This window comes from Xanthobacter sp. 91, from assembly GCF_000702385.1.
Classification (GTDB): Bacteria; Pseudomonadota; Alphaproteobacteria; order Rhizobiales; family Xanthobacteraceae; genus Xanthobacter; species Xanthobacter aminoxidans.
In genome coordinates, this window is record NZ_JNIB01000001.1 from 2,825,732 (window position 1) to 2,844,795 (window position 19,064).

Annotated in this window: 15 protein-coding genes; 5 read left to right on the top strand and 10 right to left on the bottom strand. The window is 61.6% G+C overall.

What is annotated here, in order from left to right; all coding sequences use genetic code 11:
• Positions 1 to 103 precede the first annotated feature (103 nt).
• From A37E_RS0113375 to A37E_RS0113395, 5 genes are all read left to right on the top strand, one after another.
• On the top strand, positions 104 to 1,276 hold the full coding sequence (locus A37E_RS0113375) for a PAS domain-containing protein (RefSeq protein ID WP_156026316.1): 1,173 nt from the start codon (positions 104 to 106) through the stop codon (positions 1,274 to 1,276).
• Positions 1,277 to 1,380: 104 nt separating this feature from the next.
• Positions 1,381 to 2,013, top strand: a complete 633-nt coding sequence (locus tag A37E_RS0113380) for a UbiX family flavin prenyltransferase (RefSeq protein ID WP_081837580.1) — start codon at positions 1,381 to 1,383, stop codon at positions 2,011 to 2,013.
• Positions 2,013 to 3,494 carry a UbiD family decarboxylase gene (locus A37E_RS0113385; RefSeq protein ID WP_029557053.1) on the top strand — a complete coding sequence of 494 codons (1,482 nt, stop codon included), beginning with the start codon at positions 2,013 to 2,015 and terminating at the stop codon, positions 3,492 to 3,494. The genes A37E_RS0113380 and A37E_RS0113385 overlap by 1 nt, the downstream gene beginning before the upstream one ends.
• A gap of 70 nt (positions 3,495 to 3,564) precedes the next feature.
• Complete coding sequence (locus A37E_RS0113390) at positions 3,565 to 4,089, top strand: phenolic acid decarboxylase (RefSeq protein WP_029557054.1); 525 nt, start codon at positions 3,565 to 3,567, stop codon at positions 4,087 to 4,089.
• A gap of 137 nt (positions 4,090 to 4,226) precedes the next feature.
• Positions 4,227 to 5,282 (top strand): hypothetical protein, encoded by a 1,056-nt coding sequence (locus A37E_RS0113395; RefSeq protein ID WP_029557055.1) that lies wholly within the window; start codon positions 4,227 to 4,229, stop codon positions 5,280 to 5,282.
• A gap of 413 nt (positions 5,283 to 5,695) precedes the next feature.
• On the opposite strand, the gene A37E_RS0113400 is transcribed toward A37E_RS0113395, so the two are convergent.
• From A37E_RS0113400 to A37E_RS0113440, 10 genes are all read right to left on the bottom strand, one after another.
• Positions 5,696 to 6,076, bottom strand: a complete 381-nt coding sequence (locus A37E_RS0113400) for a helix-turn-helix domain-containing protein (RefSeq protein ID WP_029557056.1) — start codon at positions 6,074 to 6,076, stop codon at positions 5,696 to 5,698.
• Positions 6,077 to 6,286: 210 nt separating this feature from the next.
• Entirely contained in the window at positions 6,287 to 7,390 is a 1,104-nt protein-coding gene (locus A37E_RS0113405; protein ID WP_029557057.1) for a Fic family protein, read from the bottom strand.
• Positions 7,391 to 7,520: 130 nt separating this feature from the next.
• Positions 7,521 to 7,745, bottom strand: coding sequence for a hypothetical protein (locus A37E_RS26915; protein ID WP_156026317.1), 225 nt, complete (start codon positions 7,743 to 7,745; stop codon positions 7,521 to 7,523).
• The gene (locus A37E_RS0113410) at positions 7,742 to 8,656 is read right to left on the bottom strand and encodes a restriction endonuclease (protein ID WP_029557058.1); all 915 of its coding nucleotides are present in this window, start codon (positions 8,654 to 8,656) and stop codon (positions 7,742 to 7,744) included. The genes A37E_RS26915 and A37E_RS0113410 overlap by 4 nt, the downstream gene beginning before the upstream one ends.
• On the bottom strand, positions 8,653 to 11,328 hold the full coding sequence (locus A37E_RS0113415) for a DEAD/DEAH box helicase family protein (RefSeq protein WP_029557059.1): 2,676 nt from the start codon (positions 11,326 to 11,328) through the stop codon (positions 8,653 to 8,655). The genes A37E_RS0113410 and A37E_RS0113415 overlap by 4 nt, the downstream gene beginning before the upstream one ends.
• The gene (locus tag A37E_RS0113420; RefSeq protein WP_029557060.1) at positions 11,325 to 13,001 is read right to left on the bottom strand and encodes a site-specific DNA-methyltransferase; all 1,677 of its coding nucleotides are present in this window, start codon (positions 12,999 to 13,001) and stop codon (positions 11,325 to 11,327) included. Before A37E_RS0113420 ends, A37E_RS0113415 begins: the two co-directional genes overlap by 4 nt.
• Positions 12,998 to 14,812, bottom strand: a complete 1,815-nt coding sequence (locus tag A37E_RS0113425) for an AIPR family protein (protein WP_081837581.1) — start codon at positions 14,810 to 14,812, stop codon at positions 12,998 to 13,000. Before A37E_RS0113425 ends, A37E_RS0113420 begins: the two co-directional genes overlap by 4 nt.
• Before the next feature lie 3 nt (positions 14,813 to 14,815).
• Positions 14,816 to 17,677, bottom strand: a complete 2,862-nt coding sequence (locus A37E_RS0113430) for an SNF2-related protein (RefSeq protein WP_038193068.1) — start codon at positions 17,675 to 17,677, stop codon at positions 14,816 to 14,818.
• Positions 17,667 to 17,918: a helix-turn-helix domain-containing protein gene (locus tag A37E_RS0113435; protein WP_051679008.1), complete on the bottom strand. Its 252-nt coding sequence runs from the start codon at positions 17,916 to 17,918 to the stop codon at positions 17,667 to 17,669. The genes A37E_RS0113430 and A37E_RS0113435 overlap by 11 nt, the downstream gene beginning before the upstream one ends.
• A gap of 649 nt (positions 17,919 to 18,567) precedes the next feature.
• Positions 18,568 to 18,921, bottom strand: coding sequence for a DUF2958 domain-containing protein (locus A37E_RS0113440; protein ID WP_029557064.1), 354 nt, complete (start codon positions 18,919 to 18,921; stop codon positions 18,568 to 18,570).
• Between the last annotated feature and the right edge of the window lie 143 nt (positions 18,922 to 19,064).

Here is a 19,064-nt window from a genome sequence, read left to right on the forward strand (position 1 = left end):
CCGGGTAACGCCGCCTTAGCCGCACTCCCTCCTCTAGGTCAGGATGCGTTGTAAGGCTTGCAATTCTCTGGCATCTTCCGGCTACCTTCAAGGTTGCCCCAGCGTGAAAGACACGGAGCGCGAGCTCGCCGATTGCGTCGGCGCTATCTACCAGGCCGGCGCCGGGGACGGCAGTTGGTTCGACGTCGGCGACCGGATTTGCCGGATCATGGATGCCCGGCGCGCCCTGCTGGTCCTCGGAGGTCCCGGAGGGGCTCGCAACTTGCTGATGCCTGCCGACGGCAGCGAGACCGCATATTCGGCCTATTTCCACGCCAGAGACCCCTATGCTGCCAAGGCCCGCTACGACTTTGCGACAGCGCGGGCTCACCACCTCGGCAACGCGAAGCTCGGCGCCGAGCTGGTCGCCGAAACCGAACTCCTCCGCAGCGAATATTACTTCGACTTTGCGCGACATCACGAGCGTCGTCATGTGATCGGCGGCATGGCCGGCCTCACGGAGGCGACTCCGATATTGGTGTCCCGCGGCGACGACACGGGAGCATTCGACGAAACCCATGTCCGCCTGCTCAAGACGCTCATGCCGCACGTGCAGCGCGCCATCGAGCTGCGCGCGCGGCTGGGGCGGGACGACGAGGCGGTGGCCCTGACACGGGCCGCCCTGGACGCGCTTCCCGTGGGCGTGGGCGTCGTCGATGCGGGGTTGAAGATCCGCTTCATCAACGATCTCGCCCGCAGGTATCTGGCCGGTCCCGATTCCGGTCTGTTCTCCATGCGCTCGGGCCCTTATGCCGGCAGTGGCGTGTACCTCGCGGCCATGTCCCGCGAAGAGGCCGGCATGCTCCGTAAGCTCGTTGCCTCCTCCACTTCAGGGGGCTCCGGGGGTGCTATGCGTGTCACCTCGCGCAACGGCGCCATCGCCGCGCTGACGGTCGCCCCGGCGCCGCGGGGCCTTGCCAATGACGTGAGCGGGCGGGACGAAGGCGATGCCAGGGAGCCCTTGGCCCTCATCCTCCTGCGGCCGCTCAATCGCAAGGTGGTACCGCAGGCGGACATGCTGTGCGAGATGTTCGGCTTCAGCCGCGCCGAGGCGGAGGTCGCCGTCGCGCTCACCGGCGGTGCCAGCGCCGAGGATGTGGCGCGCGGACGCGGTGTCTCGCTCATGACCGTCCGCAGCCAGATCCGATCGATCCTGGGCAAGTCGGATGCAGAGAATCTGCGCGACTTCGAGCGCACCATGGCGACCCTCGGCGCACTCGTTCCGCAACGGCGTTGAAGGGTGTTCGGTCGGCCCGCGTCCCGCATAGACAGTTCTGACGATGAGGCCTCTGGCCCGGCTGGCTAGGCTCCGTTCTATCGAACCGGGACCGGACGCACGCCATGCAACAGCACGTCATTCCTGCGCCACGCCGGCGCATGATCGTCGGGATCAGCGGCGCCACTGGGATCATCTACGGGCTGCGCGCCCTCGAGGTGCTGCGGAGCCTCGACATCGAGACACATCTCGTCATGTCGAAGCCGGGTGAGCGCACCCTTGCCCACGAAACCGAGCTGAAGGTGCACGACGTCCGCGCCATGGCGGACTTCAGCTATCTGGATGCCGACATCGGCGCCGCCATCGCCTCCGGCTCGTTCCGCACCATGGGCATGATCGTCGCCCCCTGTTCGGTGCGGAGCCTGTCCGCCATCGCCACCGGCAACACCGACGGCCTGCTCACCCGTGCAGCGGACGTTTGCCTGAAGGAGCGCCGCCGGGTGGTCCTCATGTTCCGCGAGACGCCCCTGCATGCCGGCCACATCCGCGCCATGGCGCAGGCCACCGAGAACGGCGCCATCGTCTTCCCGCCGGTGCCGGCCTTCTATGACCGACCCGCCTCGTTGGAGGAGATGGTGAACCATACCGTCGGGCGCGTGCTCGATCTGTACGACCTCGACGCAGGCCTGTTCAATCGATGGGGTAGCCAGCCGGACGCAGTTCCTCCCGCCGCCGCGCGCGCTGGGGGAGACGCCTGATGCCCCTCACCGATCTGCGCCTCTATATCGAGGCCCTGCGCAGCCTCGGTGAAATCCAGGAGATCGACGCACCGGTGTCCCTCGACCTGGAGCTTGGTGCCATCATCCGGCTCTGCATCGAGACAGGGGCGCCGGCGCCCCTGTTCAACCTTCTCTCCGACCACCCCGGTCGCTTCCGCATCCTTGGTGCTCCAGGCGGCACCAGCGCGCAGCCCGGCATGGAACTCGTTCGCGTTGCCGTCGCGCTGGAGCTGCCGCCGACCACCGGCGGCCTTGCGATCGCCGAGGCCATTGCCGCGAGCCTCGACAAGCCGCCCATCGACCCGGTGGTCGTAGACGATGCGCCGGTGTTCGAGAACATGCTCACCGGGGACGCGGTGGATCTCGCCGCGCTTCCCGCGCCGCTGCTGCACTATGGGGACGGCGGGCGCTATCTCAACACCTTCGGCTGCATCGTCGCACGCACGCCAGACGCCGCCTGGACCAACTGGTCCATCGCCCGGATGATGGTTGTCGACGGCACGCGCCTCTCGGGCATCGTGGCGCCGGAGCAGCACCTCGGCATGGTGGCGAAGGCCTGGGCGGACATGGGCAAGCCGATGCCGTTCGCGCTGGCGCTCGGGGTGGAGCCCTCCATTCCCTTCATTTGCGGCATGCCGCTGCCGGCCCATGTCAACGAGAGCGGGCGCCTCGGTGCGCTGATGGGGCGCGCGATCAGGACCGTGCGGTGCAGGACGGTCGAGCTTGACGCTCCCGCCAGCGCGGAGATCCTGATCGAGGGACACCTCCATCTCGACGAACTCGTCGAGGAAGGCCCCATGGGCGAGTTCGCCGGCTACATCCCTCTCGATACGCCAGCGCGCCGGCCCACCTACCGGGTTTCCGCCATCAGCCATCGCGACAACGCCATCCTGCCGGTGGTGGTCGCCGGCGAACCGGTGGAGGAGAACCACACCGCCTGGGGCCTGCCCAGTTCGGCTCAGCTCCTCCACGACCTACGCCAAAGCGGCATCCCGGCCACCACGGCCTGGATCCCGCTGCAGTCGGCGCTGCACTGGCTGGTGGTCACCGTTCCGCGCGACTGGCGCCGCCGGAGCGGCGTCGGCGAGAGCGAGGCGTTGTGCCGGCGGATCGGCCAGACGGTGTTCGCGAGCAAGGCGGGGGCGGTGATCCCCAAGGTGATCGTGCTCAATGACGACGTCGATCCGACGGACCTGAAGGAACTGGTCTGGGCCTTCGCGACCCGCTGCCACCCGTTGCTGGGCCATGCCGTGTTCGACGACATCGAGGCCGCGCCGCTTCTCGCCTATCTCCGCAGGAGCGAGAAGGCCTCGGGGCATACGGGCAAGATCGTCTACAACTGCCTGCCGCCCGACGAATGGGGCGAAGCCCTGCCGATGCGGGCCTCGTTCCGCCACGGCTATCCGGCGGAGATCGTCGACCGCGTGCGGCGGCGCTGGAGCGAGTACGGGTTCACGTAAGCGTCCCCATCCATCCCACGTCAACAGCATCTGGTCCGGGCATCAGCCCGGCGCCGGAGAGAGGACAGCCATGACCGACGCATTCGACTCCACCCATACGGCGGAGATCGCCGCCTTCGTGGGCAAGCACATCATCTATACTTATGCCAATGGCTGGCAGTATGAGATGTACTTCAAGAACGACCGCACCATCGACTACCGCGTGCATGGCGGCATGGTCGGCGGGCGCTGGGTGAAGGGCCAGGAGGTCCACATCGTCCGCCTCGCCGACGGCGTGTACAAGGTCTCCTGGCACGAGCCGACCGGCACCTGCGTGAGCGTCGCCTACAATCTCAATGAGAACCGCGCCCACGGCGCCACCTTCTTTCCGCGCTGGATCGAGGAGGAACCGAAGAAGATCATCGGCTTCCAGAACGAAAAGATCGACCTGATGCGCCAGTATCGCGATGCGGGGCCGACCTATCCGACCATGCTCGTCGACGAGTTCGCCGACATCACCTTCGTGGAGGAGTGCGGCCGCGACGACGAAAGCGTCATCGCCTGCGCGCCCGAGGATCTGCCCGCGGGCTATGCGACGCGCCGCAACGTGGGCTGATGGGCCCCGGCGACCGGTGGGACATGGAGCGTTCGACAATGGCGGTATTGGACCTCAATCGTCGTCAAGTCGCGACGCTCGGTATAGCCTTGGGCGCGACATGGCGCGCTCCGGCGGAAGCACAGACGAGATCCCCAATGCTCTATCCGGGCGAGGAGTTGACCGAGGCGGCCGGCTACCCGGCTCTGGTGCGGTTCGAGCCGGGGCGGAAGGGCCTTCCCCTCGTAGTGTTCGTCACAGGAGGCGGGGTGCTCGGCCGCATCGCCTATGGACCGCCCGGAGGAAGGGCCGCCGATTTCCTTTGCCACTGGCTGCATGAGGACGGATTTCCCTCGCTGGTCCTGTCCTATCCCATCGACAGCAGGGGGGTGTTCGACGCCGCATTCCCGCAGTTCTCGGTCACCGACTGGGCTGAGCAGAGCGCCGAGATCATCGCCCGCTACATCAACCGCAGTGGCCTGCCGGCCAACGCCATCGTCCTCGGCTGGAGCATGGCGGGGCGAATTGCCGAGCCGCTTCATGCCGCGCTGCGCGGCCGGGGAAAGGGCATCCAGCTTTTCATCGCGATGGCCGCCGCAACGGCGCTTCCCAATACCCTGCCCGGCCTCGACCACCTGAAGCCAGCCAAAAGCGGCCTCGCCGCGATCAGGGGCGCCTACCTCGACTGGCTGCTCCATTGCCTTGCGGATCAGAACGCGGCGGCGGGCCACGTGGTGCTCGATGCCGACGTGTTCGCCCGCGAGATGACCGGCGATTTCCCGGTCGGGCTTGCGGCATCGGCCATGCGCTACCGGGACGAAGCGTTCGTTCCCGACCCGGCCGCAGACGCGCGCGAGGTCGGCACCGCGCAGTATCGCGCCTTTCCGCCGCTCGCCTTAATGACGCATGCCTCTGCGATCGACGCCCGCCACGCGCTCACGGACCGCTCCACATGGGGCGTCTACATCACCCAGCAGCTTTGCGAAGGTTTCGTTTTCTCGCAACCGGACAAGCTCGCCGCGCTCTCCGCCGAGACATGGGCGGCGCTGGTCGAGCACGTCAGGACCGTCGCCGCGCGGCTGAGCGCGACGCTGCCGGGCAACCACATGTTCTTCCTTGGAGAGACTGGTGCGCGCAGAACCGTGCAGACGTTGAAGCTGCTCAGGCAGACCGCTGCAGACGTTGCAGGTGAGATTTCACATCTTATGGACTGAAAAAACGCTCATCCCGCTCACCGATTGCCCGAGCGGCACTGTGACATGCAGCGATACGGGACAAGAAAAATAACCCTCACCAATCAGTGGGAGGCGGGCGATCTCCGGCACGGCGCGGGATGGTCTGAAACCACCCTAGTTCATTCCCACTCGATGATCAATCAAGGCGGTAAATATTTGAAATTCATATCGTTGTAATGACAAGAAATTGACGATTACCGTCAAATATACCGTCAGATTCATACGCAATTGATTTTCCACAATAAATGTGGCGCGGTGCGCGGCATCAATCTCTTCGTTCGTATTATATACGAAGTGCGGGAGAAATGGCCAGATCCAATCTCAAAAGTCCGCGATTGACTACGAAACACCACGCGACGACGTCTGGGCGCGACAGGTGCCCAATTCAGGCATCAGAAGGCCGCGCCGTCCGGGTCGACGATGTCCTTTTGCCCGACCCTCTCCTCAGGGGCGCGCGCAATCTGTTTGCGCAGCTTCGCCGCATACGTCCTTCCGCGCTGTGGCAACTGTTCAGAGGCGAGCGCCAGACCCAAATCGTCCTTACGGATATCGATGAGGTCGGCCAAGCGCTCGACAAGCCCCAGAACTACGAGAATGCCGGCGAGTACACCGATACCAACACCAGGATCACCTTTTTCGAGCCGCGCGATCGTGCTGGGCGAGGTACCGGCACGCGCCGCCAGATCGGCTACGGCGATGCCCCGGCGCAGGCGCGCGCCGCGAACGTCGTTTCCAAGCCTTTTAAGGGCGGTCCTCGCCTTTGGGGAGCTCACGCAATCCTCCATATATGAATGATATATCCAGATTGTCGTTCATATATGACCAATTATCGTAGTTCGGAAATGTAGGTGGCACTGTGAGGTTTCCTCGGCAAACTCCGCATATGGCAGAGGTTTCATCACTCCATCCACGTAAGGAAACCCGGAGTGCGAGCAACACGAATCCGGAGCAAAATGTCGGCCTCCATAGGGCTCGGATTCGAATCAGCTGGGCGCGAGCGAATAGCTCGTGCTGCGCCCGCCGCCGTCATCCCTGACCAAAACCCCCCGTAGCACGAGATCGTTGATGTCACGCAGGGCCGTGTCCGGCGACACCTTCGTGAGCTTGGCCCATTTCGATGACGTCAGCTTGCCCTCGAAGCCGTCGAGGAGTCGGTTAATCATCGCACGCTGCCGATCGCTCAACGACTGCCCCTCCAATCGGCCCCAGAAGCTGGCCTTGTGTAGAACCTTGCCAAGAACCGCCTCGGCTCCGTCAATAGCCCGATCGAGGCAGGCCAGGAACCAAGTGATCCACTCCGTGATATCCAGATCACCCTTCTGCGTGCGCTCAAGCGCGGTGTAGTAATTCTTCCGTTCCAATTGGATCTCGGCCGACATGCTGTAGAAGCGCTGCGGACTGCCCTCGGAGCGAGCGAGTGCCATGTCGGCGATCGCCCGGGCGATCCGTCCATTGCCATCCTCGAAGGGATGGATCGTGACAAACCAGAGATGGGCAATGGCCGCCTTCAGCACAGGATCGATGCTTTTTCCGCTCTCGAACCAGGCGAGGAAGGCCGCCATCTCCTCAGGCAATCGTCCCGCATTCGGTGCCTCGAAATGCACGCGCTCGCGGCCATAGGGACCAGAGACCACTTGCATGGGACCCGAAATTTCGTCGCGCCAGGCACCGACGGCGATTCTGGTCATGCCGCTTCGCCCTGTCGGAAAGAGTGAGGCATGCCAGTCGAATAGCCGCGTCTCGGTCAGTGCCCGGGCATAATTCTGCGTGGCGTCGAGCATCATCTCGACCACGCCTTCGACATTTCGATCGACCGGAGTGAGCGCGCCGATGTCCAGGCCGAGGCGCCGGGCGATCGACGAGCGCACCTGCTCCTTGTCGAGCTTTTCGCCCTCTATCTCGCTCGACTTGACCACGTCCTCGGTCAGAGTGACGAGAACTGCTTCGGTCCGGAGATCGAAGCCGAGCGCCTCCATGCGACCAATCAGCCGGCCCTGGCGATGACGAACGGCTGCCAGCGGGCCGCTGATCACTGCCTCCGCCCACCTGAACCGTGGCCAATCTTCCAACTCGTGGATATAGACCATATTCACCGCACCTTTCGCGGTGAATATGGTCTTCTTTCTCCGCATGGACAAGGACAATCACCGCGAAATTTGCGGCGTATGATGCGAGCAATCTCCGCATATCCATCCCAGGCAGCTTGAAGCGGGCATCTCAGGCGGTTTCCCAGACCTTGTCGAGAATGCGCGGCATCTGAACAGGCCCGTTGAGTGGCCTTTCCGTCTGTGAGCGGCCGAGGTGGTTGAACGAACAGGAGAGAGAATTTATCGAGACCGCGCCGCGGCGGCGGCCAGCGTTCTCTTTGCTCATCGAGAGAGGGAGATCGAAGGCACTGGGCATGAACGCAAGACCTCGAAATGCGGCAACCGTGCCGGTCATTCCTCGGCAAAAAAGTCCTCGTCGATACGCTTGAACTCCAGCACGCGGCTCGATCGGACGCCGACGCCGTGCTCGATCATGAGTTCGGTGAGCCTCTTCCCGTCAATCAGGATGATGCGTTGTGGGATGCGTGCGGCGAATTCGACTGCCTGCGGAGAAAACGTCGAGGTCGTGACGAAGACGCCCTTCGTCGCACCGAGCCCGACCAAGCTACCTGTGAACGCCTGGACGTCAGGACGACCAACGGATGTGCCGGGGGTGTAGCGTTTGGCCTGCACATAAACGCGGTCAAGGCCCAGAATATCCTCGTTGATGATGCCGTCGACACCGCCATCGCCGGTTCGACCGAGTTGGGCCGCCGCATTTCGATGCGAACCGCCGTAGCCCATGGCAACGAGAAGATCGACAATCAGCCCCTCGAAGAAGCCCGGCCCATTCTGGAGGATGCGTTCCAAAAGCTCTGTTCGGAGCGCGGCCTGCGTGGCGTTGAACGCTGCCTCGATCACTTCCTCGGGTGTCGCACTGGGCGCTGCACCTTGCGTCGTCGCGCCGACTGTCTCCTCAGTTTGATCGGCCCGGTAGAACTCGCGGAACGCCGGCACGGAAAGCAGGTGTTGGGTATCCAGCTTGGTGGGCGGGTTCGCGAGCAAAGCTGTTCCCGAGGGAGTGATGGCAAACCGGCCACGCTTGGGGGATTCCAGATACCCCGCCTTCGTCAGGTAGAACTTGGCCCAATGGATCCGGTTGTGCAGAACGCGCTGCTTGCCGCTCGGGAGCATCTGGTCGCGCTCCTCCTGGGGGAGCGCAAACATCGCGGCGATCTCCACTTCCGCAAGCGGCACGGAGGTCTCCCCCTTCGCCGCAATCTGGAGAACCGGGAGCATGAGCGACTGGTAGTCGGGGATGCTCATCTCGTCTCTCCAAACTGCTTTAGAAGACCGACGAGCGTCATGTTCTCCGCGATCGCGTCATGCGGGATCAAGGCATAGTGCCAGGACTTGCCACCATAACTCGCTGCATGGTTGCTGGCGTGCCGGCACCATTCGAGCGCTGAGTCACGTTTTGCCAGCACGTCCGGATCGGTCATCTGGTTTGAAGCCTTCGGCTCAAGCATCAAGATGCAGTCATCCATCTCGGCCACGAAGTCCGGCTGATATTCCTGAAGGTCGGTACCGCTGCGATAGAACAACTGGAACTGCCCGCGCGCTGGCTTGAACCACTTTTGCGCTTCCCGATCGAGGATGACCGATAGCTTTCGCTCGGCATCCGATTGGAATTTCTGGGTGGGGTAGAGGCACTTCTGGAAGCCGCCGAACAGGTATCGCGCCATATTGGTCTTGTCTGCGGGGGACTGACGAAAATCGAGCGGCGCTTCGCCCGCTGCGGCGGTGTAGGCGCTCTTCCGCAGTTCGGTGAACCCGCGCGTAACGACGACCTCGTACTCCACCACGGTGTCCTGCCAGAAGTGACTCTGCATCTGGGCATGAACAAAACGAGCGATCTCCTGTCTGTGGAGACGCAGGATCTTGCGAACGCCGTCCTCTGGATGTGTTGCCAACAGATGGTTCGCCACCTGGGTCGCAAGATCGTAAAGCAGATCGGCATGCTCGTCGTAGGCCACGTCATCGAAGTCGATCAAGCCGCTGACGACATAGTCCTCCAACCGCTGCTCATCGATATTGCCGGCGCCGAGGCCGATGCGGTCGACTTGCCCGGTCCGCAAATGCGCTGCCCATAGCGTTTCATTGGGCACTTCGTACCGCATGCGGGACAGGTCGAGCGTGAAGTGATGGAAGCCGGATTTCACTTCGCCCTTCGGCGTGACGAGAATACGGGGAATATCGATCGTCTGCTGCACGACCAGCTCGACGGTTTTGGCGACGATGGCGGTGAGATCGGGTTGCTGGGCGATCCCATCCAGCTCCAACTGGGCAGGCCGATACTGGCTTTGGACCTCGCGCAGAACCGCTGCCTGCACCTCGGGCTTCTGTAGGTGTGCGACGCTGGGCAGGCGCGATGGCTCGGTCTCCATCTTGCGGATCACATCATAGGCGATCCGAACGACCTGCTGCTCTTCGTGCGTGAATTCGGCCGGCGCCTCCTCGAAACCAGACACCCCGGTGGCCGGCGCGTCGGAGCGCAGGCCTAGCTTGGCGGCGAGCTGAGGCCTGGACTCGACGGTGACTGTCTTCTGCTGCAACTCGCCTTCGGTCAGGACGACCTGCTGGAGGCGAATGGCCGAATCCGGCTTGCGCGCCTCGTCGACGATTTCCTGGAAGCGGTCATGCGCCACAATGTTCAACCGGTCGACGGCGGTGACACCCGTCCGCCGGCCATAGGGCAGACGCAAGCCGCGCCCGATCGACTGCTCGATCAGTGTTCGGGCATTGGCGGCGCGCAGCGGCACGATCGTGTAGAGGTTGGTGACGTCCCAGCCTTCCTTCAGCATGTTGACGTGGATGACGATCTCGGTCGGCTCATCGGGGCTTTCGACCTTCAGCAGCCTTTCGATCGTCTCTTCTTCCTTCACGCTGGAATCGACCTGGATGACCTTGTCCGCATAGCGCCCGTCGAAGAAGGCGTTGGACTTGACCAGCGTCATCAGCTCAGCGGCGTGCGTGGTGTCGCGCGCGATCACCAGCATGAAGGGCTTGACGATCCGCTCGCCGACCTGTCGCGCATAGGTCTCCAATTCGACCTTGACGCTTTCGTGCAGGCGCACGCCGTCTTCCAGTTTGATCTGCTGCAATTGCTCTGGCGATTTGCCGGTCGCGACGAAGTTCTCGCGGGTGACGACGGCGGGCTCTTTCACAAAGCCATCAGTCATGGCGCGGCCGAGCGGATAGTCGAAGATCACGTTTTGGAACGGCGCTGGTCCGCGTGTCGTCTCTACGAACGGGGTCGCGGTCAGCTCGAGCCCCATGACCGGCTTCAACTCGTTGATGGCGCGTACGCCCGCGGTCGCCCGGTAGCGGTGGGACTCGTCCATGATCAGGACGAGGTCCTTCTGTGCGGCGAGGTAATCGAAATAGCTGTTCCCGATTTCCTCGCGGAAGCTGCGCATGCGTGGGCTGCGGCCGCCGCGCACTTCGGAATTGATCTTGGAGATGTTGAAGATGTTGATGGTGACCGGGAACAGATTGCCGCCGCTGGCGATCTGCCGCTCAAAATTGTCGCCCGTTGTGATGACCGGGGGCGAGATTGCGAACTCGGCGATGCCCTTCAGGACGTATTTCGGCGTGTTGGGCGTGAAATCGGCGATCAGCTTGTTGTAGATCGTCAGGTTCGGCGCGAGCACAAAGAAATTGTTGAGGCCGTGCGCCAGGTGCAGATAGGCGATGAACGCGCCCATGAGCCGGGTCTTGCCGACGCCCGTCGCCAGCGCGAAACACAGGCTCGGGAAGTCGCGTTCGAAATCCGTGACGCTCGGAAACTCAGCTCGAATCGCCGCGAGCGCCGCCTCCAGATCGGAATCCTTTCGCGACGGCACCAGTTCGGTGACGCGATCGAGAATTTCGAGGGATTGCCGCTGCGGGGCGCGCAAGCTGAGACGGCCGGCGATGGCGTTGACCTGACGGTTCATTGGTCGTCTCCCCCGAGATCGAACAGGCCCGGCTGGGAGGCGGAGCGGGACAGCGCCTTCTCGGTCGTTTTCAGCGCGGATCGCTTAGCTTCTCGCGTTGGCGGTGCCTTGGGCAGGTTCTCGACATTGAGGCTGTAGTCGTCATGGCCCCATTCGCAGCGCTCGCGAATGTGGTTCGGGATCTTCTTCACCGTCAGGTTCGGCCAGGCAGACATATTGCCGCGGAAGGCCGCACAGAGCACGAGCAGCGTGCGTTCCTCGCCGACCTCTTCGCTCAGGGCGTCGAGCTGGTCCGGCGAAAGCGTCTGTGTCGTCACATAGATGAAGTCACGCTCGGTCGAGGTGCCGTGCTGCCAATAGACGCTGTCGTTCGGGGCATAGGTGAAGCCCTCGATCTTGCACAGCGCCTCGGCTAGCATCTCGCCATTGTAGGCCTTGCTGATGACTTCGCGGCCCCATTTGTCCTTTTCGAGAAGCGACGGGGCGAGCTTGAAATAGCGAAACCCGCCGCCGCCCTGCCAGCCGATGGCCTCCGTCACGCCGCCCTTGTCATCGCCGTCGATCACTTTCCTCATGCGAGGAATGATGTGGGTGTGTGCGTGCTCCCCCAATTCTACCGCGATCCACCGCCGGCCCATCTTGTGGGCGACGGCACCGGTCGTACCGGAGCCAGCGAAAGAATCCAAAACAATGTCACCTTGATTAGTGGCTATCTCGATTACACGTTTGGCAAGCCGTTCTGGTTTGGGGGTCTGGAAGGTAGGCTCCGCTAGGGTTTTCGCTTCTCTCTTTGCTTCTTCATTGTCCCCCACTTCGCCTCTAGTCCAAATTGTTCGACTGACTGTTCCTTGCTGCACTTCTGAGAGAAATCTCTTAAGACGCGGACCGGAATCGCCTTTCGGGCCAAACCAAAGTCGGCCATCATTTCTTAAACGTTCGATTTCTTCCGGAGGTCTGCTCCAGCTCCTTCCCGATGCGGGGTAGACTGATTTGCCAGACGGGGTCGAAATTGGATAAAAATCACGTTCGCGAAATTCCGCTCTCGTTAGATTGTCCGACATCCACGGTCCGCGTGCATCATTATCCAAGTTTTTGTACAGCTTATCCTGCTTCTCCGTGCGCCCAAGAAGGTTCCAATTCCATTTTTGCTTGTCCTTTGCCCAGCAAAAAATGTAATCATGGGTAGCGGATATTCCTTTTTCGTTGTTGCCTGGTGAATATTTTTTTTCCCATATAACTGTTGCGACGAAATTTCTGCGCCCAAAAACTTCATCCCCCATCACTTTGAAATAATGCGCTTCGTTGTCATCCAGTGACACCCAAATAGAACCATCGTCCGATAGCAGCCGCCGAATTATTTCCAGCCGATCCCGCATCAATCCAAGCCAGATCGAGTGCTCCAGGCCATCGTCATAATGCTCAAACGCGCTGCCGGTGTTGTAAGGCGGGTCAATGAAAACGCATTTCACCTTGCCGGCGAATTCCTGCTCCAGCGCCTTCAGCGCGAGCAAATTGTCGCCGAAGATCAGCCGATTGTCGAAGATGTCCGCATCCGTCACGCGATGCTTCGCGTGATACGACTTCTCCGGATCCTCCAGCAGAATGCGCGGCTCCAGCCGCGGCCGGTTCTCCTTTCCCACCCAGGTCAGTTCGAGTTTTTGTTTTTTGGTCATGCTTGATCCGTGGCGGCTGCGGCGATTACCGGCGCAGCCGCGCTGGCAGGAGCCTGTTGGTTCTGAGCGGCATCCAGCTCCGCCAGACGAAGGAGGACCTTCTCGGCAAGCGGCTGCGCGTCGGTGAGATTTCGGAAGATGGCGAGAAAGCCACGATCAACCTGCATCGCTCGGGAAGTCGCGAAGATCACCTCCGACAGATGATTGGTCTCCTGCGATATCTCGCGCTCCTCTTCGGCGGTTAGGCCGGGGGCAGCTTTCGCAATGAGCCTTGGCAGACGATGGGCGACGAAGGCCATGATGAAGTAACGGCCGTGTCGGAAAAACATCCGGCGGTCATAGGCCGTCTCGGCCCGCTCACTCCCGGCCAGAATGCGGTCGATGAACTGATAGATGCGGACGAGCCGGCAGATCCGAATGCCGGATATCGATGCCGGGAAAAGATTGGAATAGATCGCACCTTCCTGTTCCCATATGCGACCGATCTCGCGCTTGGCTATGACGACGAAGTCGACCGCATTCTGCCCACGATGGCCTCTCCGCTGCCCGTCCGTAACGACGAATGCAAGACATGCCAGCGCGAGTGCCGCTTCTTCGAGCGTGAACGCATCGTCCTGCCGAATCCGGGATTCCGCAGACGGTCGATAATGGTAGCGAATACCGACCGCCGCGAGTTCCTGTCGTATTCGCTCCTGGTTAGGGTCGAGAGCGGCGAAATCGACGCCCCGCACCTGATTCTGGTAGTTGCGGGCTCGCGTCACGCGCACGGCGAAATCATCGGTCGGATCCGGAACCTCGATGATCGTAATATGCAGCTTCGCGTTTTCAGAGATAGCCGCCGCGAGCGACGCTGTCGTGATCGAGCCGGCCGTCTGAGCACCATTTACGATGGAGAATGCCGCCAGCCCAAAGACGCAACGATCGGCGGAGCCAGGCGCTTGCGTGATAGCGGCCGTGACAGCCGTGATGCCGTTGTTCAGGTAGAAGAAGTCTTCCGGCCGCCGTCGCACCGTTTCCTCAATCGCGACATTCACACCGACCGAACCGAGATAGTGCCGGATGTTGCGTTCGAAGAGCGCGGTTCCATGCTCGGTCACGAGCGCCGCAAGGTCCTGGCCTTTCACCAGCCCATAGACCGCCTTCCGCGGCGCGGTCACACTCGACCATTTCTCCAGGGTGAGACGGACGTCGACGGCTTGGTTTGCCTGCTCGGCGACCATCCAGTCATAGGTCTGCGCGATGCCGACAACGGCGGCGCTCATGCAGTCCGAAAGGTTGTTCCATTGAGCAACGAAAGCGTCGAGATCCGCCTTCGCATGAACGTCCAACGCCTCGCCGAGGAATGGCAGAATGAGGCAGATCTTCACGCCCGGCGTGTCGAGGGCTTCCTCTATTTCGTCCAGGCGGTTCCTGACCGCCGCATTGAACCCGTCGAAGCGCCGCTCCATGAGCGCCTTGGTGCCATTTATGAACTTGAGTGTCTCGGCCTGATTTGGGCCTGTTCCCTGCGGATTATCGGCGTTGTTGGGGCGCTTGTACTTTGATTGGACAACGATGAGCCGTTGCCGCGCGCGATCGAAATAAAGCGCGTCGATCCCGCCATCATCACTTCCGTCGACCAGTGCGCCAGCGGCGGTCGCATCCGCGATCCCGCACATTCCGCACAATGCATAGGCCGCGAGCGAACGTGAACAACGATCAACTTCGTGCTGTTCAACCGTCCATCGCTGAGCGCGTTCCGGCACCAGCGGAAAGAAGCGGTGCCGGAGCGCAGCTTCAATGTGAGCAATTTTCTCCGCAGCATTGGGCATGATTCAATCCAACGTCCAGCGGATGGTGAAAAGGGACGCGACATCGACCTTCTGTTCGAGCTTGGACTCGATCTGGGCGATAAGTTCGGCGCGCTGCCGGTCAATCTGGTCCTGCGCATCGAAGAGGGACCGGCGCTTCTGATTGCGTGTCGCTTCGAGCGTCTTGATCTGCTTCTGCCCCGCGAGCTTCTCTTCAAGGGTCAGGGCGGTCGTGGCAGCACGACGGGCCTCCTTGATGAGCCGATCGATTTCCCTGATCTCTCGCTCCAGCCCCACTTTGAGGTCATCTGCCCAGCCATCGAGCTTGTCAGCTTCGGCTTCGAAAAACCGCGCGTTCCGTTCCGACACACCTCTGCGGATCAGAGCCTGGCTTTCGCTCAGGGACCGATCGAGACGCATCATGGCCCCGCCGTCGGGAGCGACATCCTGTCCGCGCGTGCCATGAATTGTCAGAAGGCGGTCACAGACCTCACTGCTGAGCATACCGCCGTCATCCGCGATGCCGGCGAGGAGGATGTGATCCTCCGCTTCGTCGAGCGCTTCAACCGTCATCAGGGATGCGACCAGCCAGCCAGCCTTGCCGATATAGGGTTCGAGAATGCTGATCTTGCCGGAATGATTGGCGTAGTCGAAATGCACCTCGGCCGGGACGAGCGGACGTTCCTTTGCACGCGCCAAAACGGCTTCGCCCAGAGGATGGTTGAGACGATAGGTATGCGCCTCTCCGGATCGCCTCGGCAACTCGTAAAGCCCGGGCGGAATGGCGGCGCCATTCGCCCAATCAGGTCGGCCAGGCAAAGTGAACGATGAACTGTTGTGAAACGTCGCCAATCCGTCGAGCTCGTGGCGGGTCAGGCGCATCAGCCATTGCTCATAGCGATCGAGATAGACCTTCGCATCCTCATCTCGGATACGGAGTTTCTCTCGAACCTCGTCATCGAATTTTTCGAGAAGCTTCTGTCGCGTCTGGCTCATGGCTGCGCCAATTTCGACACTCAGTTCCAATTGCAATTGATCGAAGGCCGCCCGAATGTGTTCGGGTTGGCGGCACTCCTGGTAAATGCTTGCAATTCTCTTCTCGAAATCCACGCCAGACTCGATCGCGCCCAGGACCTCATCGCTCGCGCCGAACACACCTTCGAAGAGCCGAAACTTCTCTGAGAGAAGCTGATAGACGCGCTGGTCCGCCTCGTTCTTGCGATTGATGAAGTTCACGACGACGACGTCGTGTTTCTGGCCGTACCGGTGACACCTGCCAATCCGCTGCTCCACCCGCTGCGGATTCCACGGAAGGTCATAGTTCACGACGAGCGAACAGAATTGCAGGTTGATGCCCTCGGCTCCGGCCTCCGTCGCAATCATGATCTGGCCTTCGTCGCGGAAATAGTCGACCAAAGCGGATCTCATGTCGGCGGTTCTCGATCCCGTGACACGATCCGATCCGGCGTGTCGCTCGATCCAACGCGCGTAGATCCCGCGCGAGAGCGGATCGGTGTTCGTTCCATTGAACAGGACGACGCCATCCGCATAGGGGCTGTTGGAGAGGATTCGTTGAAGGTATTCCTGCGTTTTTCGTGACTCGGTGAAGATGATCGCCTTCTCCGCACCGCCAAGTTCGCGCGCCTTCGCGAATGCCACGTCCAATGCCTTGAGGAGCGCCTTGCCCTTGGCGTTATGCTCGATCGACGTCGCCAATTGGGCAAAAGACTTGAGGTCTGCAATTTCAGACTCGATGGCTCTGCGATCGGCATCGGTCAGCGCTTCGTCTTCCGGTTCCTCTGGCCATTCGTCGGCCGTCGCATCGAGAGCTTCGAAATCCTCGGAAAGCTCATCCTCCAAAGGTTTCGCGACCGGGTGCGAATCCAGCTTCGCCTGCAGACGCTGCGAAATCGAACTCAGGGCTCCAGCGATCGCGAATGTGGACGACGCCAGCAGCTTGCGTAGGACAAGCGTCATCAGCGATCGCTGCCCAGAGGGTAGCGCCTGCAGATTGTCACGCTGCAGATAGTCGGAAACAAGTTGATAGAGGCGGTCTTCACCGTCTGCGGGTGTAAACTCCTCGACCAGAGGCAGGCGACGCGTATAGGGGATGTATGCCGTCACCTGGCGCCGAAGTGTCCGGTGGCAGATCGGCTTCAGGCGCTCCTTCAGCGCCTCAAAGTTCCGTTTGTCACCCGGATTCGCGAACTGCTCGCGGAAGCTTTTGACGTCACCAAAGGCATGCTCGTCGATGAAACTGACGAGACCGTACAATTCGAGCAACGAATTCTGGAGTGGCGTGGCAGTCAGAAGTAGCTTGTTCTTCTGAGAAAGCGCATTCTTGAGTGTGTTGGCAATGACATTTGAAGGTTTATAGACGTTTCTGAGCCGATGGGCCTCATCAATCACGACAAGATCCCAAGGCACCCGTTGCACGTCCGATGCCTTGGAGCGCGCAAACTGATAAGAGCAGATCACAATGGCATTTTTGACTTCGAAAGGCTGAAGAGATCCATCTCGAATGGACTGGTTGTATGACTTTGACTCCAGGATCACGCCGGGGAGTAGAAATTTCTCACTCAGTTCTTGGTGCCATTGTTTGCGCAAGTTTGAGGGCGCAATGACCAAGATACGCCGCTTTCGCTCGGCCCATCTCTGAGAGATGACCAATCCGGCTTCAATTGTCTTCCCGAGGCCAACTTCATCGGCGAGCAACGCACCCTTTGAAAGGGGCGACGCGAAGGCAAACAGCGCAGCGTCGACCTGATGCGGGTTAAGATCGACCTGAGCGCCGGCCACCGCACCCGCTAGACGTTCCGAGCTATCGGGTGCGCACCGTTTTGTCAGCTCGTGAGCCAGGTATTTTGCGTGGAAGTCAGTGATCATCCCGACTCCCACGATCCGTCGCCTCATCGTCTGAAGGCTTGGGGTCATTCTTCGGCGTCGACGGGTTCTGGACAACCTTCTGCGCCTCTATCCAACCATCGAGATCAACCCGCTTGAACCGCCACTGCCCCCTTACCTTGAATGCCGGGATCTCGGCGCGTTGAGCCATCGTATAGACGGTCTTCTCCGCCACCTTCAGCAGGCCTGCCACTTCCAGCAACGTAAGAATCTCATCGGGCATCGGCCACGCCTCTGGTTAAAGGTTGGCAAAAGATGCCAGAGTCCACCTGTAAAAGCTAGCTTCCACCACGAACTTGAGAGGAGACTGATTGGAAGCGCCCCATTCGATCAGAAACGGTGCCGGTGGGGCATCCAGCTGCGATCGAGCGGGGCAGCTGGTCAGTCGAGAGTCGGCCCCAGACGATGATGGGGAGCGGGCGGGGTCGTTCCGATTGCTCCTGCCGACGGTCTTGACGAGGACGTCCTCCGGCCGCGCGGGGCCCTTCCAGTAGCCGGGCCTCAACTGGCTGGCGACGAAGCCACCAATCGGGAACGCTCGGCCCTTGCACCCGGTCTCGCTCTGCCGCGCTTTGATTGAGGAGTCACCGTATCGATGCCGCCCCATGATCCTGTAACGCTCAATGTTGAAGTGAAGCCGTCATATCAGACCTTGATTGCTTCATGCGATCAGTGCGCGTCTGGCTTGATCCGGTGGGACGGTGCGCTTGTCGGGTGCCTGGTTCAGAAACGCGAGCTGGCGGTCCTGCGCGGATGGCGTCGCGGGCTGTGGTGCGAGCCCGAGACTGGCGAGGTCCATCTGCGGCGAGACCGTCGCTTGCGGCTGGGCACGACGAAGCGCCCCGCTCGAAGGCGGGGCGCGGTTGCGATCGTCAGTCGGTGACGATCCTGCCGGATTGACGGGCGCGCTGAGTGTACCAGCTCAAGGAATGCTCGGCCGTGAAGAAGAGGTCACGCTCGACCGGAAGCCGGAGCCGTCCGCGAACCGAGCGGATTTCGGCAAGGCTGACATAGCCGAGCTCAGGTTCGCCAAGGCCGAGATCGCAGAGGCCAAATAGGCGGTCGGGGTCTTCGGGATCGGCTTCGGTAAGAAGCCACGTGGCGCCGGCGTCCGGTGTGAAGAGCTTGACGACGGGACGCGGATCGATGTCCTCGCCTGCGGCGCTGCGCGCGCCATTGGTGAGAAGCCGGGCGTAGAGTTCGTTGGTGATGAGCGCTGCGGCCATGTCGGCCTCCATTCGATGTTACCCTCCGATCGAGGGCGAGGAGGCGTTCGGACGGCGCAGTCGAGCGGCGCGGTCAGGCCCTACTCGGTCAGGTGCGGGCCGGGCTTGACCGCGCCGCGGCGGCGGCCAGCGTTACCGAAGCT